This is a genomic window from Scandinavium sp. M-37, assembly GCF_043558715.1.
In the GTDB taxonomy this organism is placed as follows: Bacteria; Pseudomonadota; Gammaproteobacteria; order Enterobacterales; family Enterobacteriaceae; genus Scandinavium; species Scandinavium vulneris_A.
Genome location: NZ_JBIGIN010000004.1, coordinates 76273 through 99746, shown reverse-complemented (window position 1 = coordinate 99746; position 23474 = coordinate 76273). Strand labels below are relative to the sequence as shown.

General features: G+C 55.0%; 18 protein-coding genes. 13 read left to right on the top strand and 5 right to left on the bottom strand.

Annotated features, from left to right (window positions below):
* Positions 1–39 precede the first annotated feature (39 nt).
* From ACG0Z5_RS05030 to queF, 3 genes are all read right to left on the bottom strand, one after another.
* Entirely contained in the window at positions 40–1326 is a 1287-nt protein-coding gene (locus ACG0Z5_RS05030) for an HAAAP family serine/threonine permease (RefSeq protein ID WP_394445832.1), read from the bottom strand.
* Between the two features lie 457 nt (positions 1327–1783).
* Entirely contained in the window at positions 1784–3148 is a 1365-nt protein-coding gene (gene ppnN, locus ACG0Z5_RS05025) for a nucleotide 5'-monophosphate nucleosidase PpnN (RefSeq protein WP_394445830.1), read from the bottom strand.
* 116 nt (positions 3149–3264) lie between these two features.
* Positions 3265–4110, bottom strand: a complete 846-nt coding sequence (queF, locus tag ACG0Z5_RS05020; RefSeq protein ID WP_394445828.1) for an NADPH-dependent 7-cyano-7-deazaguanine reductase QueF — start codon at positions 4108–4110, stop codon at positions 3265–3267.
* Positions 4111–4178: 68 nt separating this feature from the next.
* On the opposite strand from queF, the gene syd reads away from it, so the two are divergent.
* The 4 genes from syd (at position 4179) to ACG0Z5_RS05000 (ending at position 6938) form a co-directional block, all read left to right on the top strand.
* Entirely contained in the window at positions 4179–4724 is a 546-nt protein-coding gene (gene syd / locus ACG0Z5_RS05015) for a SecY-interacting protein (RefSeq protein WP_394445826.1), read from the top strand.
* A gap of 642 nt (positions 4725–5366) precedes the next feature.
* A complete protein-coding gene (locus ACG0Z5_RS05010; RefSeq protein ID WP_394445824.1) occupies positions 5367–5696 on the top strand; it encodes a YqcC family protein in 330 nt (109 codons plus the stop codon).
* On the top strand, positions 5696–6478 hold the full coding sequence (gene truC / locus ACG0Z5_RS05005; protein ID WP_394445822.1) for a tRNA pseudouridine(65) synthase TruC: 783 nt from the start codon (positions 5696–5698) through the stop codon (positions 6476–6478). The genes ACG0Z5_RS05010 and truC overlap by 1 nt, the downstream gene beginning before the upstream one ends.
* Before the next feature lie 16 nt (positions 6479–6494).
* The gene (locus ACG0Z5_RS05000) at positions 6495–6938 is read left to right on the top strand and encodes a flavodoxin (protein ID WP_394445820.1); all 444 of its coding nucleotides are present in this window, start codon (positions 6495–6497) and stop codon (positions 6936–6938) included.
* Between the two features lie 34 nt (positions 6939–6972).
* Here ACG0Z5_RS05000 and barA read toward each other — a convergent pair whose 3' ends face one another.
* Positions 6973–9720, bottom strand: coding sequence for a two-component sensor histidine kinase BarA (gene barA, locus ACG0Z5_RS04995; RefSeq protein WP_394445818.1), 2748 nt, complete (start codon positions 9718–9720; stop codon positions 6973–6975).
* A 57-nt stretch (positions 9721–9777) separates the two neighbouring features.
* Here barA and rlmD point away from each other — a divergent pair, with 57 nt between their 5' ends.
* The 6 genes from rlmD to queE all read left to right on the top strand — a co-directional run bounded on the left by rlmD (position 9778) and on the right by queE (position 18221).
* On the top strand, positions 9778–11076 hold the full coding sequence (gene rlmD, locus ACG0Z5_RS04990) for a 23S rRNA (uracil(1939)-C(5))-methyltransferase RlmD (RefSeq protein WP_394445816.1): 1299 nt from the start codon (positions 9778–9780) through the stop codon (positions 11074–11076).
* Positions 11077–11127: 51 nt separating this feature from the next.
* Complete coding sequence (gene relA / locus ACG0Z5_RS04985) at positions 11128–13362, top strand: GTP diphosphokinase (protein WP_394445814.1); 2235 nt, start codon at positions 11128–11130, stop codon at positions 13360–13362.
* A 17-nt stretch (positions 13363–13379) separates the two neighbouring features.
* On the top strand, positions 13380–14171 hold the full coding sequence (mazG, locus tag ACG0Z5_RS04980) for a nucleoside triphosphate pyrophosphohydrolase (protein ID WP_394445812.1): 792 nt from the start codon (positions 13380–13382) through the stop codon (positions 14169–14171).
* A 223-nt stretch (positions 14172–14394) separates the two neighbouring features.
* Positions 14395–16032: a glutamine hydrolyzing CTP synthase gene (gene pyrG / locus ACG0Z5_RS04975; RefSeq protein WP_319629522.1), complete on the top strand. Its 1638-nt coding sequence runs from the start codon at positions 14395–14397 to the stop codon at positions 16030–16032.
* A gap of 79 nt (positions 16033–16111) precedes the next feature.
* On the top strand, positions 16112–17407 hold the full coding sequence (eno, locus tag ACG0Z5_RS04970) for a phosphopyruvate hydratase (RefSeq protein WP_319629521.1): 1296 nt from the start codon (positions 16112–16114) through the stop codon (positions 17405–17407).
* Positions 17408–17549: 142 nt separating this feature from the next.
* Positions 17550–18221 (top strand): 7-carboxy-7-deazaguanine synthase QueE, encoded by a 672-nt coding sequence (gene queE / locus ACG0Z5_RS04965; protein WP_394445809.1) that lies wholly within the window; start codon positions 17550–17552, stop codon positions 18219–18221.
* A gap of 52 nt (positions 18222–18273) precedes the next feature.
* Here the strand turns inward: queE and queD are convergent, their stop codons facing one another.
* A complete protein-coding gene (gene queD, locus ACG0Z5_RS04960; protein WP_319629509.1) occupies positions 18274–18639 on the bottom strand; it encodes a 6-carboxytetrahydropterin synthase QueD in 366 nt (121 codons plus the stop codon).
* A gap of 302 nt (positions 18640–18941) precedes the next feature.
* On the opposite strand from queD, the gene cysJ reads away from it, so the two are divergent.
* From cysJ to cysH, 3 genes are all read left to right on the top strand, one after another.
* Positions 18942–20747: an NADPH-dependent assimilatory sulfite reductase flavoprotein subunit gene (gene cysJ / locus ACG0Z5_RS04955; RefSeq protein ID WP_394445807.1), complete on the top strand. Its 1806-nt coding sequence runs from the start codon at positions 18942–18944 to the stop codon at positions 20745–20747.
* Entirely contained in the window at positions 20747–22459 is a 1713-nt protein-coding gene (gene cysI / locus ACG0Z5_RS04950; protein ID WP_394445805.1) for an assimilatory sulfite reductase (NADPH) hemoprotein subunit, read from the top strand. Before cysJ ends, cysI begins: the two co-directional genes overlap by 1 nt.
* Before the next feature lie 98 nt (positions 22460–22557).
* Positions 22558–23292, top strand: coding sequence for a phosphoadenosine phosphosulfate reductase (gene cysH / locus ACG0Z5_RS04945; protein ID WP_394445803.1), 735 nt, complete (start codon positions 22558–22560; stop codon positions 23290–23292).
* The last annotated feature ends 182 nt before the right edge of the window (positions 23293–23474 follow it).

Here is a 23474-nt window from a genome sequence, read left to right as displayed (position 1 = left end):
GCTATAAAGAAGAGCGCCGCCCTGAGGCGGCGCGGGGGATTAACCGAACAGGGAGTAGAAAATCGCGGAGATGGCGATGAGGCCCATGATGACCACAAACACGTTGCTGATGTGGCCGCTGTATTTGCGCATTGCAGGTACTTTCTGAATCGCATACATCGGCATCAGGAACAGGATCATCGCGATAATCGGACCACCCAGGGTCTCAATCATGCCAAGAATGCTTGGGTTCAGGGTCGCCACAATCCAGGTGGTGATCAGCATGAACACTGCAGTCATCTTGTTCAGACGGTTTACTTCAATCGTTTTGCCGCGGCTACGCAGAGACTTGATCACCATCCCGTTAAAGCCTTCACGTGCGCCCAGGTAGTGGCCGAGGAAGGACTTAGTGATAGCGATGATGGCGATAATCGGGGCCATCCAGGCAATCAGCGGCGCGTTAAAGTGGTTCGCCAGGTAAGACAGAATCGAAATGTTCTGCTCTTTCGCGGAAGCCAGGTCAGCCGGAGACAGGCTCAGCACGCAGCTGAACACGAAGAACATCACCGTCAGCACCATCATGATGTGAGCGAAGGCCAGAATTTTGGAGCACTTCTTCTCAGCGTCTGCGCCGTACTCTTCACGTTTTGCTACCGCAAAGGAAGAGATGATCGGCGAGTGGTTAAAGGAGAACACCATCACCGGGATCGCCAGCCACAGGGTCATCCACAGGCCTTTGCCGGTTGGCGCGGTGCTCAGGGACAGGGTATCCAGCGCAGCACCGTTCCACTGTGGGATCAGGTAGCAGGCCAGCAGCATCAGCGCGATGACAAATGGGAACACCAGGATGCTCATCGCTTTAACGATCATCTGCTCGCCGAAGCGCACGATGGTCATCATACCCACGATAAGGATCAGCGACAGAATGGCGCGCGGTGGCGGCGTCATGTGCAACTGGTGGGTCATGAAGCTTTCAACGGTGTTGGTGATAGCCACGCTATACACCAGCAGGATTGGGTAAATAGCGAAGAAGTAGAGCAGGGTAATCAGTTTACCTGCGCCAATACCAAAGTGTTCTTCAACCACTTCGGTGATATCTTCGCCCGGATTTTTACCGGACAGGACGAAGCGAGTCAGGCCGCGGTGGGCGAAGTAAGTCATTGGGAACGCAAGGATTGCCATGATAATCAGCGGGATCATCCCGCCCACACCGGCGTTGATCGGCAGGAACAGCACGCCCGCACCGATCGCCGTGCCATAAAGGCCCAGCATCCACATCGTATCCGTCTTACGCCATCCGCTACGACTTTCTGCCGAGGCAATGGTGCTGGTTTGAATGGTTTCCATCTGTATCTCCTGGAGGAAGCAATTTGTCAGTTTTTTAGTCAATTCGAATGAATAAGTGACTGACGGTAATATAAATTCGTGTAAAACGGGGTTTTCTTATGATTTTTGCCCGTTATTGTTTGCGGCCGGAAAGATACATTTAAGTAATCAATGTATCAGTGATCGCGATCCCAAATGCAATAAAACACTTAATGAATGAGGGTTTTTAGACCATCAGACTGCTTTTTTAGTCTAATTGGGAATTTATGCGCGCGAAGGCTACCATCGGCAGCGTGGACGAGGAAAGAACGCCGTGGCTAAAACGTATCTATTGCTGAAAAAGATGACAAAAATAGGCGTTTAACGCGCTTTAACATAATTTGAGTGAATATTTTACGCTTTGGGCACGGGGCAATCGTTTGATGAGATGCAAAAGAAAAGGGCGGCTTAATCGCCGCCCTTGGGTCAATTCCTGGGATCAGGAACAGATTTCGTAGCAAGGAATGTAGGCAGAGCCCGGCAGCTTCATGCGGTGCTGCGCGACAAAACTATGCAGCAGTTTGTCCATCCGACGCATCATTTCGCCGTCGCCGTGGATTTTGTACGGCCCGTGCTCTTCAATGGCGCGAATGCCCACTTCTTTCACGTTACCCGCCACAATGCCTGAGAAGGCTCGGCGCAGGTCGGCGGCCAGCACTTCTACCGGCTGATCCGGATATAGCTTCAGGTTAGCCATGTTTTCATGCGTCGGTTCGAACGGTTGTTGCAGGTCCGGCGCGATGCGCATCGACCAGTTGAAGCTGTAGGCATCACCGGTATCGCGACGGTTCTCTTTCACCAGCGGCATCGCTTTCTTCATCTGACGCGCCACCTCGGCGGCATCGTCGATAATGATGCGGTAGTGACGACGTGCGGCTTCACCCAGCGTATGCACGATGAAATCGTCCAGCACGCGGAAGTAGTCTTCGCTCTCTTTCGGTCCGGTCAGGATCAGCGGCAGTACCTGGTTTTTGTTGGCAGGATTCATCAGGATCCCCAGCAGGTACAGCAGTTCTTCCGCAGTGCCTACGCCGCCCGGGAAAATGATAATCCCGTGAGCGATACGCACGAACGCTTCCAGACGCTTTTCGATATCCGGCATGATGATGAGTTCATTCACCAGCGGGTTTGGCGGTTCGGCGGCGATGATCGACGGTTCGGTCATGCCGATAAAACGTCCTTCTTTATAACGCTGCTGTGCCTGGCCGACGGCGGCACCTTTCATCGGCGCTTCCATCGCGCCCGGGCCACAGCCGGTACAAATATTCAGTTCGCGCAGGCCGAGCTGCGTTCCCACGCGGCGAGCATACAGATATTCGTTTTCATTAATAGAGTGCCCCCCCCAGCAAACCACCATACTCGGGGCTTCACCGACGTGCAGCGCACGTGCGTTACGCAGAATGGAGAACACCAGGTTGGTGATGTGGGTCGAGCTTTCCAGATCGAGATTCGGGAAACGAACGGTGTTATGAATTTGACCGTAAACAAACAGAATATCGCGCAAGACGGCAAACAGGTTGGCCTGCAGGGAGCGGATGATGCGCCCGTCAACGAAGGCATCCTCCGGCGGGTTTATCAGTTCCAGCTTCACACCGCGTTCGCGGCGCAGCACGTTGATATCAAAACTTTCAAAGCGGGACAGCAGTTCCTTGCTGTTGTCGGTCAGACTGCCTGAATTGAGCACTGCCAGTGAACAGTTACGGAACAACTGGTACAAATCGCTGCTGGCGTTGCTTTTCAGCATATCGACTTCAAGCTGCGACAGCATATCCATAGAGCCAAGCGGGCTAACATGTGTAATCAAGTGAACTCCTTACGGGACGAAAATCGTCTTCCCTATTGATTACAATAGCCTTGCCGGTCAGATTTTAACAAGAAAAAGCGCGACCGAAGCCGCGTTATATTTTGCAATCGTTTATGTCACTGGCGAACCAGGCGACCGGTGGCAGGAACAAAGTCGGTGTTGCTGCGCCACGGGTTGATATCGAGCCCGCCGCGGCGAGTGTAACGCGCGTAGACACTTAGACTCTCGGGCTGGCAGAAGCGCTGGATATCGCTGAAAATACGCTCCACGCACTGCTCGTGGAATTCGTTGTGATGGCGGAACGAAACCAGATAGCGCAACAGTTTTTCGCGGTCGATTTTTGGCCCGCGATACTGAATCTGCACTGAGCCCCAGTCTGGCTGATGGGTTATCAGGCAGTTGGATTTCAGCAAATGGCTGACCAGCGTCTCTTCCACGACTTTGCCGCTGGCCGCCCCCTCGAGGTGATCGGCGCTAAATTCGTAGCTGTCGACTTCAATATCCTGCTCGTCGATGCAGGTGCCGTGGAAATGGGCAATCGGCTGACCTTCCATCTCATCAAGACGATACAGCGCGACGCTGACTTCACCCTGGGCACAGTGGCGCAGATCGCGCTCCAGCGTGGCGCGTACGTCTTCCCAACTGGCGAACCGCGTCTGGTTGAAGCTGTTGAGGTACAGTTTAAAGCTTTTCGATTCCACCAGATTCACGCTGGTATCGCTCAGCTCAACGTGGCCGACCGCGACCTGTGGCAACCCTTTCGCGTTCAGCCAGGAAAGTTCATACAGCGTCCAGATATCGCCCCCGTGGAAGGGCAGGTTATCGGCATGCAGGCCGAGCGGATCGCGGTTCAGGCTGCGTGGCACCGGCTGTAACAGGCTGGCGTCGTAAATATCCCGGTAATCTGTTGATTTGCCGAGCGTCAGGCCCGAGAGCGCCTGGTGGTTTTCATAAGAAGACATGTTTCACCGTCATAAAGCAGGTAGACTATCGGCTGAGTTTATCCTGGTTGACCTGGAGAGAGAAAGCAGTGGATCAGCAGACGGCGACAGCCTTACAGGCGTTTACCCAACGCTATTGCGATGCCTGGCAGCAACGGCACGGCACCGCGCCGCGCAGCGAAGAGTTGCACGGGATTGCTTCACCCTGTGTGACGGCAACGGATGATGACGCGGTATTTTGGCTGCCTCAGCCGTTTACCCTTGAGCCAACCCTGCAAGCGGTTGAAAGGGCAATGGACATTGTGGTACAACACCCGCTTCAAACTTATTATACCAGCCAGTTTGCCGGTGATATGCCCGCTACGTTTGGCGAGCGTGAGCTGACGTTGCTGCAGGTCTGGAGCCCGGATGATTTTCAGCGAGTGCAGGAAAATCTGATTGGTCACCTGGTCACGCAAAAACGCCTGAAGCTATCGCCGACGTTATTTATCGGCACGCTCGATAGCGAACTGGATGTGGTTTCCGTCTGCAATCTGACGGGCGAAGTGGTCCTCGAGACCCTCGGCACCCGTAATCGCACCACGCTTTCCGCTTCAGTTGCGAGTTTCCTGACTCATGCTGAGCCTCTCGTGTAATCCATATGCCTGGCCTCCTTGTGAGAGATCTCTTACATAGCGTGTGAGAGATCGCATGCACGTAAGCGAGATATTGCCGCTCCGCTTTAACGCGATTCTATTTTAATCAATAGCTTATAATGAAGGTGAGCCACTTTCATATGAAAACGCTCTCTGAGGATTACCTAAAAGAGGCTTGTAAGAGAGCCCGTAATAGAGGATTCTATACATGTCGACAGGGAGTCTGACAACGAAACGAACATTAGGATGATGACGTTTCAGCAGGATACACCAGGACGGTGCTGCAAGGACAGGCTTCAGGATGGAAGCAAAAGGATTACGCAGGACGCGTAGAAGGACACCTCCAGGATGGAGAAAGAGAGCCGGTCAGGATGCCCGGTGGATCAGGAAGATCAGGACAACTTACGGATGAGTCAAATCGCATCGGGGTGGTGCGAGCAGGATGCAACGGTTTATGGATGAACAGGTCAGGAGACCACAGGAAAAGTTGTCAAGGATGAGCAGGGAGCACCAAAAGTAGCTGGACTGCTGCGAAACGAACCGGGAGCACTGTGAAAACAGTGCTCCCTTTTTTTATTTCCCTCGCCACCGATGGTATCCTGCGCCGCAGATTTTCATTTCGACGTTTCTTCCGAGGTTTCCATGACCCATCACGACCGCGTGCGTCAGCGCCTGCACGCCATTGAAGCGCAGCTGCGCAAACATCAGCACTGGCAGGATAACGCTCCCGAGGCCCACGTTTTCGAGAGTACACAACCTTTCTTCATGGACACGATGGAGCCGCTGGAGTGGCTGCAGTGGGTGCTGCTGCCGCGGATGCATCAGCTTATCGACGCCCAGCAGCCGCTACCGCAGAACTTTGCCGTCGCGCCGTATTATGAAATGGCCCTCGACGCCAGCCATCCGTTCCGCGTGATTATCATGCCGGAACTTGAGCAGCTCGATGCGCTGTTTGTCGGCGACGACGCCTGATGCTGGAGATCCTCTATCAGGACCAATGGCTGGTTGCCGTCAATAAACCTTCCGGCTGGCTGGTGCACCGTAGCTGGCTGGATCGCGATGAGAACGTGGTAGTGATGCAGACCGTGCGCGACCAGATTGGTCAGCACGTTTTCACCGTCCATCGTCTCGACAGGCCGACTTCTGGCGTGCTGCTGATGGGCCTGTCGAGTGAAGCGGGCCGCCTTCTTTCTCAGCAGTTTGAGCAGCATCAGATCCAAAAACGCTACCACGCTATCGTGCGTGGCTGGCTGATGGACGAGGACGTGCTCGACTATCCACTGGTGGAAGAGTTGGACAAAATAGCCGATAAGTTTTCACGCGACGATAAAGAAGCCCAGCCAGCAGTAACCCACTATCGCGGGCTGGCGACGGTTGAAATGCCGATAGCGACCGGGCGCTATCCGACCACCCGTTACGGGCTGGTTGAACTTGAGCCAAAAACCGGGCGCAAGCATCAGCTGCGCCGCCACATGAGCCATCTTCGTCATCCGATCCTCGGCGACAGCAAGCACGGCGACCTGCGCCAGAACCGCAGTGCGGCAGAGCACTTTGGCTGCGACCGGCTAATGCTGCACGCAAGCGAGCTGCACCTGACCCATCCGTTTACCGGCGAGCCGCTGGTTATACGCGCCAGCCTTGATGACGTCTGGATGCAGGCAATGTCACATTTTGGCTGGCGTGGTCTTCTCCCCGATGTTGAAAGGGTTGAGTTTACGCCGGACAACGGTCAGGATGGCGACATAACTGAATGATTCAGGGAGATAAGTAATGGCGGAAGTAGGCATTTTTGTCGGCACCATGTACGGAAACGCGCTGCTGGTGGCGGAAGAAGCGCAGACCATACTCGCGGCCCACGGTCACAAGGCAGAGGTTTTTGAAGATCCTGAAGTTGACGACTGGGCGTCTTATCAGGGCAAATATGCGCTGGTGGTGACGTCCACCACCGGGCAGGGCGATCTGCCGGACAGCATTGTACCGCTGTATCAGGGCATTCAGGATATGTACCAGCCACATCTGCGCTATGGTGTTATCGCGCTGGGCGACAGTACCTATTCGCACTTCTGCGGCGGCGGTAAGCGCTTCGATGCGCTGCTACAGGAACAGGGCGCGCAGCGCATCGGCGACATGCTGATGATTGATGCCAGCGAAGATCCTGAACCGGAAACCGTGTCCAACCCGTGGGTTGAACACTGGGCTACGCTGCTCAGCTGATTGGCATTCGACAGCCCTTCAGCCGAAGGGCTCGTTATCCTAATATCTTCCGCGCTTCCCGGGCCACGTTGTCCATCTCGTCCAGCAGTTCCAGTAACTCCGGTTCCAGTTCATCGGGTGATATCCCGTTGCGCAGCTGGCCTTCAATCAAATGGCACAAATTCTTCAGACGAGGGACCCCGCTGTAACCGCAGCTACCATGCAGTTTGTGGATGGCGTCGACCAACTCTTCCGGCTTCTCACCCACCAATTGCTCTTCAACCTTGTTGCGGATTTCCGGCAGGAATTCCACCAGCATTTGCAGCATATCGCGGGCCAGATTTTGCTTATTAGCCGCCTGGCGTAACGCCAACTGCCAGTCGAGGGTGGTATTAATATTCACTGGCGGATGCGGCTCAGGCACCTCTGCCTGGGGTAAGTTCAGCCCCGGTTTGTAGCGCAGCAGCAGATTACGCAGCTTGCTCTCTTCAATCGGTTTCGCCAGATAGTCGTTCATCCCGGCGCTGAGCAGCTTTTCTTTCTGTCCGGCCATGGCGTGCGCGGTCACCGCAATCACCGGCGTTTGCTGCTGGTGGGGCAACTGATGAATCAGCTCGCAGGCGCGGATCCCATCCATATCCGGCATTTGAATATCCATCAGGATCAGGTCGAACTGCATCTGCTTCGCGCGGTTAATCGCTTCCTGGCCGCTGTCGCACAGCTCTACGTTTTGCACCTGATCTTCCAACAGCGCCCCGATAAGCTTCAGGTTCGCCGGGTTATCGTCCACCGCCATCACCGTCATATTCAGTCGCGTATCGTTGACATTTAGCGGGACCGGCATTTGATTGATGCGGCAGTATTCCGTTAACGCAGGCAGTAAACGCGTCGAGGTCAGGGGTTTGAGCAGGCAGGCGGCGGCCCCGTTTTGCTTAAGCTCCTCGGCATTGACCTGCACGTGGCATGGCAAAGCCAGCAGCAGGAAATCGGTCATTGCACGGGCGCGTTCGAGCTTCTCGGCGTGCATGCTTAAATCGCGCATCGACACCGGCACGGCGACCAGCAGAATGTCGTAATGATCGTCAGGCAGCGCTGAGAAAGTCGGGCTGTAAACCACTTCCAGCGGCGTGGTGGCCAGCAAGTCCAGCGTGCATTGCGCGGCGGCGGCATTAGCTTCCACGTAGGCCAGACGCTTGCCTGCCAGGCAGGTAGTGGTCAGGCTTTCGGATACGACGTTCGGATTGAGATCCAGGCTGATGTGGAACCAGAATGTGGAACCGCGATTAGGTTGGCTGTGGAACGAAATATCCCCACCCATCTCTTTAACCAGTTTCTGGGTGATGACAAGGCCAAGCCCGGTGCCGCCGTGACGCCGCGAAATACTCGCATCCGCCTGACGGAACGCCTGGAACAGTCGCGACTGGTCGCGCTCGGGAATGCCAATCCCGGTGTCACGGATTTGCACTTCAATCTGCACTTTGTTGTTGCTCAGGGCGCGCTTCTCAACCAGCACGTCAATGTTGCCGTTTTCAGTAAATTTAATCGCGTTGCCAACCAGGTTGGTGATCACCTGCTGAAGACGCAGCGGGTCACCGATCACGTTGTCCGGCACATCGTTCTTAAAGTTCAGGGTCAGCTCCAGCCCCTTATCATGGGCGGAGTGGGCCAGCAGTGTGACCACTTCATCCAGCGAATTGCGTAGCGGGAACGGAATGCTTTCCAGCACCAGCTTGCCGGCTTCCAGCTTGGAGAAGTCCAGCACATCGTTGATGATTGCCAGCAGATTGTTCGCCGAGCGTTCGATGGTGCTGAGGTGGTCGCGCTGGGTCGGATTGAGATCGGTTTTCAGCGTCAGGCGCGTGAAGCCAATCACCCCGTTGAGCGGGGTACGCAGCTCGTGCGACATATTGGCAAGGAATTCAGATTTGATACGCGCTGCTTCCTGGGCGCGCTTCTTCGCCAGATCCAGTTCAACGTTCTGGATTTCCATCTGCTCCAGCGTTTCGCGCAGGTCAGAGGTGGCCTGGTCAACGTTATGCTGCATCTCTTCGTGATAGGCCGCCAGCGACATTGCCATCGAGTTGATGCCGTTTTTTAGCATGTCGAGTTCGCCAAGCATAAAGCCTTCGACCCGACTGTCGAGCTGGCCGCGACGGATGCGGTCAACGGTATTCACCATATTTCGAATCGGTCCGGTGACGTCGCGCATCAGCCGCCAGCCGAAGATAAGGGCGATGCCAATACAGAACAGCATCATCACGCTGGAAATAAAAATCTCTTTGTACTGCTGTAGGCGCACCGAACGTAAATCAAGCTCCAGCGCCACATAGCCGAGCATATTGACCGGCGTTTTGGCATCTGAGGTAGGGGACTCATCCGGCGAATAGGTTTCCGAGACAATCGGCGTGCGCAGGATCATCACATCCCCACTGCGATGGACGCTTAGCCTGCGTGGCAGCGGCGAGCCGCTTGGCAGCTGTAATTCGCTCGGGTCGAGATGATAATTTGAGGTGACAAACAGCCGGTTGTGCTCATCGTAAACCGAAATCGCCCGCACAATGTCAGAATGGCGCCGGTGCAGGACGCTGATCAGCTGTCCGATTGACTCACGGTTTTGCAAGTTCATGCCATATTCACTGGAGACCGCGAGCGGCTCAATGATGCTGGCTCCGGCGTCTTCCAGCTGACGCTGCAGGTCATGATAGCGGTGAACGACAAAGAAGATGCTGAGCAGCAGACCGATCAGTACGGTCGGGGCCAGGATCAGAATCATCATGCGCGCGCGCAGGCTGTAGTTGGTCATGGAGGTCCGTTATGGGAGAATCAGGGTTAACACACTACGTTTGAGAAAAATCTCTGAATGGCGCAATTCTACTCTGCAAAACGCCGCGTGACGACGCGCGAGATCATAACCGTGACGGTGAGCGACCTTGACCCCTTCGGCCAGGGGGTGGCGCGCCATAACGGGAAAACACTGTTTATCAACGGGTTGTTGCCAGATGAACGCGCTGAAGTTCGTATCACCGAAGATAAAAAACAGTATGCGCGAGCCCAGGTAAAACGTCGACTTAACGACAGCCCGGAGCGTGAAAAGCCGCGATGTCCGCATTTTGGCGTCTGTGGTGGCTGCCAGCAGCAACATGCCAGCGTGGCGCTTCAGCAGCGGAGCAAACAGGCGGCGCTGGCGCGTCTGATGAAACATGACGTCGAAGATGTTCTCTCTGCCTCGCCGTGGGGCTATCGCCGTCGGGCGCGGCTGAGCTTGAATTATCAGCCAAAAATCCAACAATTGCAGATGGGTTTTCGCAAGGCAGGGTCGAACGATATCGTCGACGTGACGCAATGCCCCGTGCTGGTGCCCACTCTTGAGGCATTGCTGCCTGCGGTGCGTGACTGCCTGACAGCGCTGGCCGGGGGGCGTCATCTTGGCCACGTCGAGCTGGTGCTGGCAGATAACGGACCGCTGATGGTGCTGCGCCATACCGCGCCGTTATCTTTGGCGGATAAGGCAAAACTGGAACAGTTTTCGCATTTACACCAGCTTGCACTGTGGCTGGCGCCACAAAGTGATAGCGTTGAACAGGTTAGCGGTGAATTACCCTGGTACAATTCTGACGGGCTACGCTTAACGTTCAGCCCAAGGGATTTTATCCAGGTCAACGATGGCGTGAATCAGCGGATGGTCGAGACGGCGCTGGCATGGCTCGACGTGCAGCCAGAAGACCGCGTCCTGGATCTTTTCTGCGGCATGGGTAACTTCACGCTGCCGCTGGCGAAACGTGCCGCCAGCGTAGTGGGGGTAGAAGGCGTCCCGGCGTTGGTCGAAAAGGGTCAGCAGAATGCGGCGCAAAACGGGCTGCACAACGTGACCTTCTTCCACGAAAATCTCGAAGAGGATGTCACCCGTCAGGTTTGGGCCAAAAACGGCTTTGACAAAATTTTACTCGATCCTGCGCGCGCGGGCGCACCGGGCGTGATGCAGCATATCGTAAAATTAGCCCCCTCGCGGATAGTGTATGTATCCTGTAATCCTGCGACGTTGGCGCGTGACAGTGAGGTGCTTTTGGCGGCGGGCTATCAAATTCAGCGTCTGGCAATGCTGGACATGTTCCCGCACACTGGGCACCTGGAGTCGATGGTGCTGTTTGAGCACAAATAATGAATCAAGGCTTGTCGAATCCGACAGGCCCGTTCTCTAAAGGAGAGGATAATGGTCGCGGTACGCAGTGCACATCTTAATATAGCTGGGGAGTTTGATCCGGTTAAATGGATAGCAAGTCTGGGGATTTCCAGCCAGCAGTCGTGTGAGCGCTTAGCGGAAACGTGGACCTATTGTCGGGAACAAACCCTCGGTCATCCTGATGCGGAGCTGCTGCTGTGGCGCGGCGTTGAGATGGTTGAAATTCTCTCAATGCTGAATATGGACATTGATTCATTGCGGGCCGCGCTGTTATTTCCGCTGGTTGTGGGTGAGGTGGTGAGTGAAGAAACGCTGGAGGAAAGCGCCGGTAAATCCATCGTCACGCTTATCCATGGCGTGCGTGACATGGCCGCCATTCGCCAACTGAAAGCCACGCATAATGATTCCGTCTCATCCGAACAGGTCGATAACGTTCGCCGCATGCTGCTGGCGATGGTCGACGATTTCCGCTGCGTGGTCATTAAGCTGGCGGAGCGGATTGCCCATCTGCGAGAAGTGAAGGATGCGCCAGAAGATGAACGCGTGCTGGCGGCGAAGGAATGTACCAACATCTACGCCCCGCTGGCCAATCGTCTCGGCATCGGTCAGCTGAAATGGGAGCTGGAAGATTACTGCTTCCGCTATCTGCATCCCGCAGAATACAAACGTATTGCCAAACTGCTGCACGAACGCCGTATCGACCGCGAACATTACATCGACGAGTTCGTCGGCACCCTGCGCGCCTCTATCAAAGAAGAGGGCGTAAAGGCGGAAGTGTATGGCCGCCCAAAACACATCTACAGCATCTGGCGCAAAATGCAGAAGAAGCATCTGGCGTTTGATGAACTGTTCGACGTGCGCGCGGTGCGCATCGTCGCCGAGCGTTTGCAGGACTGCTATGCCGCACTCGGCATTGTCCACACCCATTTCCGCCATTTGCCGGACGAGTTCGACGATTACGTCGCCAACCCGAAACCGAACGGCTATCAGTCGATTCACACCGTGGTGCTCGGCCCCGGCGGTAAAACGGTTGAGATTCAGATTCGCACCCGCCAGATGCATGAAGAGTCAGAGCTTGGCGTGGCGGCGCACTGGAAATATAAAGAGGGCGCGGCGTCCAGCGGCGCGCGTGGCCATGAAGACCGCATCGCCTGGCTGCGTAAACTGATTGCGTGGCAGGAAGAGATGGCTGATTCGGGCGAAATGCTCGACGAAGTTCGCAGCCAGGTATTCGACGATCGGGTGTACGTGTTTACCCCGAAAGGCGACGTGGTGGATTTACCGGCGGGCTCCACGCCGCTCGACTTTGCCTACCATATCCACAGCGACGTGGGGCATCGCTGCATCGGGGCGAAAATCGGCGGACGTATCGTGCCGTTTACCTACCAGTTGCAGATGGGCGATCAGATTGAAATTATCACTCAGAAGCAGCCGAACCCAAGCCGCGACTGGCTGAATCCGAACCTCGGCTACGTCACCACCAGCCGTGGCCGCTCGAAAATTCACGCCTGGTTCCGCAAACAGGATCGCGATAAAAACATTCTTGCCGGGCGTCAGATCCTCGACGACGAGCTGGCGCATCTCGGCATCAGCCTGAAGGAAGCGGAAAAACACCTGCTGCCGCGCTACAACTTTAACGAACTCGATGAACTGCTGGCGGCGATTGGCGGGGGCGATATTCGTCTCAACCAGATGGTGAATTTCCTGCAAGCGCAGTTTAACAAGCCGAGCGCCGCCGAGCAGGATGCCGCCGCACTGAAGCAGCTGCAGCAGAAAACCTACAACCCGCAGCAGAACCGGAAGAAAGACGACGGGCGCGTGGTGGTGGAAGGCGTGGGTAATCTGATGCACCACATTGCGCGTTGCTGCCAGCCGATTCCGGGAGATGAGATTGTCGGCTTTATCACTCAGGGACGCGGGATTTCCGTACACCGGGCTGACTGCGATCAGCTGGTGGAACTGCAATCACACGCCCCGGAGCGCATCGTCGATGCCGTTTGGGGCGAAAGCTATTCGGCGGGTTACTCACTGGTGGTTCGCGTGCAGGCCAACGATCGCAGCGGATTACTGCGCGATATCACTACCATCCTCGCCAACGAGAAGGTCAACGTGCTGGGCGTGGCGAGCCGCAGTGACACTAAACAGCAGCTCGCAACTATCGACATGACCATAGAAATCTACAACCTGCAGGTGCTGGGCCGGGTGCTCGGCAAGCTGAATCAGGTGCCGGATGTGATAGACGCCCGACGTCTGCACGGTGGATAATTTTGCAAGGAAAAACCATGACTCAAATCGACCGCCTGCTCGGCATTATGCAGCGTCTGCGTGACCCGCAGCGCGGCTGTCCGTGGGACAAAGAGCAGACCTTCGCCACCATCGCCCCGTACACCCTGGAAGAGACCTATGAGGTGCTCGATGCCATTAACCGCGAGGATTTTGACTCCCTGCGCGGTGAGCTTGGCGATCTGTTATTCCAGGTGGTGTTCTTTGCACAGATGGCCCATGAAGAAGGGCGCTTTGATTTCAACGATATCTGTGCCGCTATCAGCGACAAGCTTGAGCGTCGCCATCCGCACATTTTCGGCGATGCCAGTGCCAGCAATAGCGCTGAAGTGCTGGAGCGTTGGGAGCAAATCAAAAGCGCTGAACGGGCTGAAAAGGCGCAGCACTCCGCGCTGGACGATATTCCGCACAGTTTCCCTGCGTTGATGCGTTCCCATAAAATCCAGAAACGCGTTGCTGCGGTCGGTTTCGACTGGACCACGCTAGGCCCGGTACTCGACAAAGTCTATGAAGAAATCGACGAGGTGATGCACGAGGCCAAACAGGCAGTGGTCGACGAACAAAAGCTCGAAGAGGAGATGGGTGACCTGCTGTTTGCGACGGTCAATTTATCGCGTCATTTAGGTGTGAAAGCCGAGTCCGCTTTGCAAAAAGCGAACCTCAAATTCGAGCGTCGTTTCCGCGAAGTGGAGCGTATTGTTGCCGAGCGAGGCCTTGAAATGACCGGGATTGACCTCGAAACCATGGAAGGCGTGTGGCAAGAGGTAAAACGGCAGGAATCTGATCTCTAACAGTTTTTTGCGATCAAGCGCTATTTGTGTGATTTTTAAAATGACAAGCGCTTGATTTGCGTCAAAAACATTTAGCCAAAAGGGGCTATTTTCTCACTCCTTATGTTTGTCTGAGCCTGGAATGGAGACGGAGAATGAATGTTTGTGGCGCTCGCCGTGTTCGGGTATACTACTTTCCCGTCCTGGTTATTCCATCATTCCAACCTAACTTCTCAGGTTCAGCATGACAACGAACTATATTTTTGTGACCGGCGGGGTCGTATCCTCTCTGGGTAAAGGCATTGCAGCCGCCTCCCTTGCAGCCATTCTCGAAGCCCGTGGCCTCAACGTGACCATGATGAAACTGGATCCGTATATCAACGTCGATCCGGGCACCATGAGCCCTATCCAACACGGGGAAGTGTTCGTTACTGAAGACGGCGCTGAAACCGACCTGGACCTGGGTCACTATGAGCGTTTCATCCGTACCAAAATGACACGCCGCAACAACTTCACCACGGGTCGTATCTACTCTGACGTTCTGCGTAAAGAGCGCCGTGGCGACTATCTGGGCGCAACCGTTCAGGTTATCCCGCACATCACTAACGCTATCAAAGAGCGCGTAATTGCGGGTGGTGAAGGCCACGACGTGGTGCTGGTCGAAATCGGCGGTACCGTGGGTGATATCGAATCCCTGCCGTTCCTCGAAGCGATTCGCCAGCTGGCGGTTGATATTGGCCGTGAACACGCGCTGTTTATGCACCTGACTCTGGTGCCGTACATGGCCGCTGCGGGTGAAGTCAAAACCAAGCCGACTCAGCACTCCGTTAAAGAGCTGCTGTCCATCGGTATTCAGCCAGATATTCTGATTTGCCGTTCCGATCGTGCCGTTCCGGCCAACGAACGTGCGAAAATCGCATTGTTCTGTAACGTTCCAGAAAAGGCTGTCATTTCTCTGAAAGACGTCGATTCCATTTATAAAATCCCGGGCCTGTTGAAATCTCAGGGTCTGGACGATTATATTTGTAAACGATTCAGCTTGAACTGTCCGGAAGCTAATCTGTCTGAATGGGAACAGGTTATCTACGAAGAAGCGAACCCGGCAGGGGAAGTGACTATTGGTATGGTCGGCAAGTACATTGAACTGCCGGATGCCTATAAGTCCGTTATCGAAGCGCTGAAACACGGTGGCCTGAAGAACCGCGTGACCGTCAACATCAAATTGATCGATTCGCAAGATGTTGAAACACGTGGTGTCGAAATTCTGAAAGGTCTTGATGCTATTCTGATCCCTGGCGGCTTTGGCTACCGTGGTGTTGAAGGCAAAATCGCCACCGCACGCTTTGCGCGTGAAAACAATATTCCTTATCTGGGCATTTGCCTGGGTATGCAGGTTGCGTTGATCGAGTTCGCTCGTAACGTAGTCGGGATGGAAAACGCCAACTCAACGGAATTTGTGCCAGACTGTAAGTATCCGGTTGTGGCCCTTATCACTGAATGGCGTGATGAAAACGGGAATGTCGAAGTGCGTACTGAGAAAAGCGATCTCGGCGGCACCATGCGTCTGGGGGCTCAGGCCTGCCAGCTCAGCGACGACAGCCTGGTTCGCAAGATGTACGGCGAAGAGACTATCACCGAGCGTCACCGTCACCGCTATGAAGTCAACAATATGCTGTTGAAACAGATTGAAGCTGCGGGCCTGCGTATTGCAGGCCGTTCCGGGGATGATCAGTTGGTCGAGATCATCGAGGTTCCGAATCACCCATGGTTCGTTGCCTGTCAGTTCCATCCGGAGTTTACTTCTACGCCGCGTGATGGGCATCCGCTGTTTGCAGGCTTCGTGAAAGCCGCCAGCGAGTTCCAGAAGCGTCAGGCGAAGTAAAAAAGTTAGAACGGCAGCGCCCCTTGTTGGGGCGTTGTTTGTCTGGAGTTTTAGTTTAACTTGTACTGAGGAAAACCTAATGTCCAAAATCGTTAAAGTCATCGGTCGTGAAATCATCGACTCCCGTGGTAACCCGACTGTTGAAGCCGAAGTACACCTGGAAGGTGGTTTCGTCGGTATGGCAGCAGCACCATCAGGTGCTTCTACTGGTTCCCGCGAAGCTCTGGAGCTGCGCGATGGCGACAAATCCCGTTTCATGGGTAAAGGCGTACTGAAAGCTGTTGGCGCTGTAAACGGCCCAATCGCTCAGGCTATCCTTGGCAAAGATGCCAAAGATCAGGCTGGCATCGACAAGATCATGATCGATCTGGACGGTACTGAAAACAAATCCAACTTCGGCGCTAACGCGATCCTGGCTGTGTCTCTGGCTAACGCCAAAGCTGCTGCAGCTTCTAAAGGTCAGCCGCTGTTCGAACACATTGCTGAACTGAACGGCACTCCGGGCAAATACTCCATGCCGGTTCCGATGATGAACATCATCAACGGTGGTGAGCACGCAGACAACAACGTTGATATTCAGGAATTCATGATTCAGCCTGTTGGCGCGAAAACCCTGAAAGAAGCGGTACGTATGGGTTCTGAAGTGTTCCACAACCTGGCTAAAGTTCTGAAAGCTAAAGGTATGAACACTGCAGTTGGTGACGAAGGTGGCTATGCGCCAAACCTGGGTTCCAACGCTGAAGCTCTGGCTGTTATCGCTGAAGCGGTTAAAGCAGCTGGCTACGAGCTGGGCAAAGACATCACTCTGGCGATGGACTGTGCAGCTTCTGAATTCTACAAAGACGGTAAATACGTTCTGGCTGGCGAAGGCAACAAAGCGTTCACCTCTGAAGAATTCACCCACTTCCTGGAAGATCTGACCAAGCAGTATCCGATCGTTTCCATCGAAGATGGTCTGGACGAATCTGATTGGGATGGTTTCGCATACCAGACCAAAGTGCTGGGCGACAAAATCCAGCTGGTTGGTGACGATCTGTTCGTAACCAACACCAAGATCCTGAAAGAAGGCATCGACAAAGGCATCGTTAACTCCATCCTGATCAAATTCAACCAGATCGGTTCTCTGACCGAAACTCTGGCTGCAATCAAGATGGCAAAAGACGCTGGCTACACTGCAGTCATCTCTCACCGTTCTGGTGAAACTGAAGATGCAACTATCGCTGACCTGGCGGTAGGTACTGCTGCAGGCCAGATCAAAACCGGTTCCATGAGCCGTTCTGACCGCGTTGCTAAATACAACCAGCTGATTCGTATCGAAGAAGCGCTGGGCGAAAAAGCACCGTACAACGGTCTGAAAGAGATCAAAGGTCAGTAATTTATTACTGTCGCTTTACTCTATATAAACCCGCTTCGGCGGGTTTTTTATTGCCTGGAAAACGCGGCGGGGCAGCTGCTTGTCTCGCCGTGGCGCGCCAAATCTGCGATACTTACACTTTACTCCCTTCACAGAGATGACTATGCAGTACCCGATTAACGAAATGTTCCAGACCCTGCAAGGCGAGGGTTACTTCACCGGCGTTCCCGCCATTTTTATTCGACTACAGGGATGCCCGGTTGGCTGTGCGTGGTGCGATACCAAACATACCTGGGACATGCTGGAAGATCGGGAAGTGTCTCTGTTCAGCATTCTGGCTAAAACCAAAGAAAGCGACAAATGGGGCGCGGGCACAGCGGAAGACCTGCTGACTGCGATCGGTCGTCAGGGCTGGACCGCGCGCCATGTGGTCATCACCGGCGGCGAACCCTGCATTCATGATTTAACCCCGCTGACTACGCTTCTGGAACAGAACGGTTACAGCTGCCAGATTGAAACCAGCGGTACCCACGAAGTGCGCTGTTCCCACGCCACCTGGGTGACCGTATCGCCGAAAGTGAACATGCGCGGTGGATATGCAGTGCTGCCTCAGGCTCTACAGCGTGCCGACGAGATAAAACATCCGGTAGGGCGCATGCGTGACATTGAAGCGCTGGATGAACTGTTAGAGACGCTGACCGACGATAAACAGCGCATCATCGCCCTGCAGCCCATCAGTCAGAAAGACGATGCCACCCGCCTGTGCATTGAAACCTGTATCGCTCGCAACTGGCGTTTGTCGATGCAGACGCACAAATACCTGAATATCGCCTGACAAAAAAGCCCGGTTAATCACCGGGCTTTCTTCATCACATGCTTCGCCATTTTTACTCGCCGCGATAGACGCAGCCCGCGGTGCAGGTTTCTTTGATCATCACCGCGCTCAGCAGTGGCACCAGCGGCTTCATCTGATCCCAAATCCATTTCGACAGCACTTCGCTGGTCGGGTTTTCAAGGCCTGGGATATCGTTCAGATAGTAGTGATCGAGTCGGTCGTAAGTCGGTTTGAACGCCGCTTTCAGCTCGGCAAAGTCCATAATCCAGCCCGTGTGGGGATCGACATCGCCAGTAATCTCCAGACGAACCATAAAGGAGTGGCCATGCAGACGACCGCACTTATGACCTTCCGGCACATGCGGCAGGTGGTGAGCGGCTTCGAAGGTAAAATCTTTAAACAGGGTGGTGGACATCATTGACTCTCAGAATGCGGAAAAAACCGGCGAATCTTACAGCAACGCGCCTTTTTTCGCATTAACTAAAACCGCCGTTTAGGCAGAGGGCAATGACATCGGGGATAATCTTCAGAAAAGTGTTTATCTTTCAAAGCATTAATTAACCTGTTTTGCCGATAGTAATGACAACTAAAACAGGTTAGTCCATTTGGTTATTTATTATTTCCAACCCTTATTTAGTTGTTATTATCGCCGCCGTTACCCTAATCCTCTGTTCTGTTTTTACGATGAAAAACAGCTTTGCTACTGGAACATAACGACGCATGACGACACAGGCCCCACCTTCCGCTTTGCTTCCGCTGAACCCGGAGCAACTGGCACGCCTGCAGGCGGCCACCACCGATCTTTCACCGACCCAGCTGGCCTGGGTTTCAGGCTATTTCTGGGGGATGTTGAATCAGCAGCCGGGCAGCGTGATGAGCGCCGCACCTGCCGCCGTTGAAGCGCCAGCGATTACCCTGATCTCCGCCTCACAAACCGGCAATGCACGCCGCGTGGCCGAACAGCTGCGCGACGATCTGCTGGCGGCGAAGCTGAACGTTAAACTGGTGAACGCGGGCGACTATAAATTCAAACAAATAGCCCAGGAAAAACTGCTGGTGGTGGTGACCTCCACGCAAGGGGAAGGTGAACCGCCGGAAGAAGCTGTCGCGCTGCACAAGTTCCTGTTCTCGAAAAAAGCGCCGAAGCTCAATGGCACCGCCTTTGCGGTGTTTGGCCTCGGTGATACCTCTTATGAATTCTTCTGCCAGTCAGGCAAAGATTTTGACAACAAGCTGGCTGAGCTTGGCGCGGAACGCTTACTGGACCGTGTCGACACCGACGTGGAGTACCAGGCCGCCGCCACCCAATGGCGCGAGCGCATCGTCGACGTGCTGAAAGCCCGTGCGCCGAAAGAGACACCCGCCCAGGCGGCTGCGACGGCCACCGGCATCGTCAACGATGTGCATACCAGCCCGTACACCAAGGAAGCGCCGCTGACCGCAACCCTGGCGGTGAACCAGAAGATAACCGGGCGTGATTCTGAAAAAGACGTGCGTCATATTGAAATCGATCTGGCGGATTCCGGGCTGCGGTATCAGCCGGGCGATGCCCTCGGCGTCTGGTATCAGAACGATCCGGCGCTGGTCAAAGAGCTGGTCGAACTGCTGTGGCTGAAGGGCGATGAGTCGGTGACCGTCAACGGTCAGACGCTGCCGCTTAGCGACGCGCTGCAATGGCACTTCGAGCTGACGGTGAATACCGCCAACATCGTTGAAAACTACGCCACCCTGACGCGCAGCGAATCGCTGCTGCCATTGGTGGGCGACAAGGCGAAGTTGCAGCATTACGCGGCGACCACCCCGATCGTCGACATGGTGCGCTTTTCCCCGGCTCAGTTAGACGCCGAAGCATTGACTGGGCTGCTGCGTCCCCTGACGCCGCGCCTGTATTCGATTGCATCGTCCCAAGCGGAAGTGGAAACCGAAGTCCACATCACCGTTGGCGCCGTGCGTTTTGATATCGAAGGCCGGGCCCGCACCGGGGGCGCATCCGGCTTCCTCGCCGACCGCGTGGAAGAAGACGGTGAAATCCGCGTCTTCATCGAACACAACGATAATTTCCGCCTGCCAGCCAACCCGGAGACCCCGGTTATCATGATTGGCCCAGGCACCGGTATTGCCCCCTTCCGTGCCTTCATGCAGCAGCGTGCGGCAGACGGCGCGACGGGCAAAAACTGGCTGTTCTTTGGCAACCCGCATTTCACCGATGACTTCCTGTATCAGGTGGAGTGGCAGCGCTATGTTAAAGAGGGCGTCCTGACCAATATCGACCTGGCCTGGTCCCGCGATCAAAAAGAAAAAGTCTACGTACAGGACAAGCTGCGCCAGCAGGGCGCGGAGCTGTGGCGCTGGATCAATGACGGTGCCCATATTTATGTCTGCGGCGACGCCAATCGCATGGCGAAAGACGTTGAGCAGGCATTGCTGGAAGTGATTGCCGAATTCGGTGCGATGGATACCGAAGCGGCGGACGACTATTTGAGTGAGCTGCGCGTTGAGCGCCGTTATCAGCGAGATGTCTACTAATGAGCGAAAAACATCCCGGCCCTTTAGTGGTCGAAGGCAAGCTGGCTGACGCCGAGCGCCTGAAAAAAGAGAGCAATTATCTGCGAGGCACCATCGCAGAAGATTTGCATGACGGTCTCACCGGCGGCTTCAACGGCGACAACTTCCTGCTGATCCGTTTTCACGGCATGTACCAGCAGGATGACCGCGATATTCGTGCTGAACGCGCCGAGCAGAAGCTCGAACCGCGCCACGCGATGATGCTGCGCTGTCGTCTGCCAGGGGGGATCATCACCACCAAACAGTGGCAGGCGATCGACGCGTTCGCGGAAAACAACACAATCTACGGCAGCATTCGTCTGACCAACCGCCAGACGTTCCAGTTTCACGGCATTCTGAAAAAGAACGTTAAACCGGCACACCAGATGCTGCACGAAGTCGGGCTCGATGCGTTGGCTACCGCCAATGACGTGAACCGGAACGTGCTCTGCACCTCGAACCCGATTGAGTCCGAGCTGCACGCTGAAGCGTACGAGTGGGCGAAAAAACTGTCTGAACATCTGCTGCCACGCACCCGCGCCTATGCGGAGATCTGGCACGATCAGGAAAAAGTCGCGACTACCGACGAAGAGCCGATCCTTGGCGAGACCTATCTGCCGCGTAAATTCAAAACCACGGTCGTGATCCCGCCGCAGAACGATGTCGATCTGCACGCCAATGACATGAACTTTGTCGCGGTGGCGGAGAACGGCAAGCTGGTGGGCTTCAACCTGCTGGTCGGCGGGGGTCTGTCTATCGATCATGGCAATAAAAAAACCTACGCCCGCACCGCCAGCGAGTTTGGGTTCCTGCCGCTGGAGCACACTCTGGCTGTGGCTGAAGCGGTCGTGACCACTCAGCGCGACTGGGGTAATCGTACCGACAGGAAAAACGCCAAAACCAAATACACCCTTGAGCGCGTCGGCGTGGACGTGTTTAAGGCGGAAGTGGAACGCCGCGCGGGCATGACCTTCGCGCCGGTTCGTCCGTATGAATTTACCGGCCGCGGCGACCGTATCGGCTGGGTGAAAGGCATCGACAATAAATGGCACCTGACGCTGTTTATCGAGAATGGCCGTATCCTGGATTATCCGGACAGACCGCTGAAAACGGGTCTGCTGGAAATTGCTAAGATCCATAAAGGTGATTTCCGCCTGACCGCCAACCAGAATCTGATCGTGGCGGGTGTGCCGGAAAGCGAGAAGGCGAAGATCGAGAAACTTGCGCAGGACCACGGCCTGATGAATGCCGTCAAGCCGCAGCGTGAAAACTCCATGGCCTGCGTGTCGTTCCCGACCTGTCCGCTGGCGATGGCGGAAGCCGAACGTTTCCTGCCATCGTTCGTCGACAAAGTGGAGGCGGTGATGGAACGTCACGGCGTGGGCGAGGAACATATCGTACTGCGCGTCACCGGCTGTCCGAACGGCTGTGGCCGTGCGCTGTTGGCCGAATTGGGTCTGGTGGGTAAAGCTCCGGGTCGCTATAACCTGCACCTTGGCGGCAACCGGATGGGGACGCGTATCCCGCGGATGTATCGCGAGAACATCACCGAATCGGAAATCCTCGACACCGTGGATGAACTGGTCGGCCGCTGGTCGAAAGAGCGCGAAGCCGATGAAGGCTTTGGTGATTTCACGGTACGTGCCGGGATAGTCCGTCCGGTGCTCGATCCGGCGCGAGATTTCTGGGAATAAGGTTTCACCGCCCGGTGGCGCTTCGCCTACCGGGCCTATAGGTTTTGTAGGCCGGACAAATGCAGTGCCGCCCGGCAAAACAGCCAAGTGAGGTATCTATGTCCATACTGGATCTGAATGCGCTTAATGCACTGCCGAAAGTCGAGCGGGTGCTCGCGCTGGCGGAAACCAACAGCCAACTGGAAAAACTCAGCGCGGAAGAACGCGTCGCCTGGGCGCTGGACAATCTGCCGGGTGATTACGTGCTGTCGTCCAGCTTTGGTATTCAGGCGGCGGTGAGCCTGCATCTGGTTAATCAGCTGCGCCCGGACATCCCGGTTATCCTCACCGATACCGGTTATCTGTTCCCGGAAACCTACCAGTTTATCGATGAGCTGACCGACAAGCTGAAGCTCAATCTGAAGATTTACCGTGCCGAACAGAGCCCCGCATGGCAGGAAGCGCGCTACGGTAAACTGTGGGAGCAGGGCGTTGAAGGCATTGAGAAATACAATGAAATCAACAAAGTTGAGCCGATGAACCGGGCGCTACAAGATCTGAATGCCCAGACCTGGTTTGCCGGTTTGCGCCGCGAACAGTCGGGCAGCCGCGCCAATTTGCCCGTGCTGGCTATCCAGCGCGGAGTCTTTAAAATCCTGCCGATCATCGACTGGGATAACCGCACGGTGTACCAGTATCTGCAACAACACGGCCTGAAATATCACCCGCTATGGGATCAGGGCTACCTGTCCGTCGGCGATGTCCACACTACCCGTAAATGGGAACCAGGAATGGCAGAAGAAGAAACCCGCTTTTTTGGGCTTAAGCGTGAGTGCGGTTTGCACGAAGGATAATAATTAAAATAAACGCCATGAATATGAAATAAATATTCATGGCGTTTATTTTCGGGCTTTGATATATATTTATAGTCAATTAATTTCTCCAGGTTATTTTATTTTGTTCTTTGCGGCGTGACCGCGATCGCCTTTATTATCTCTCAGTCTGTAATCCTTAATATATGTATGTTTACGGACTA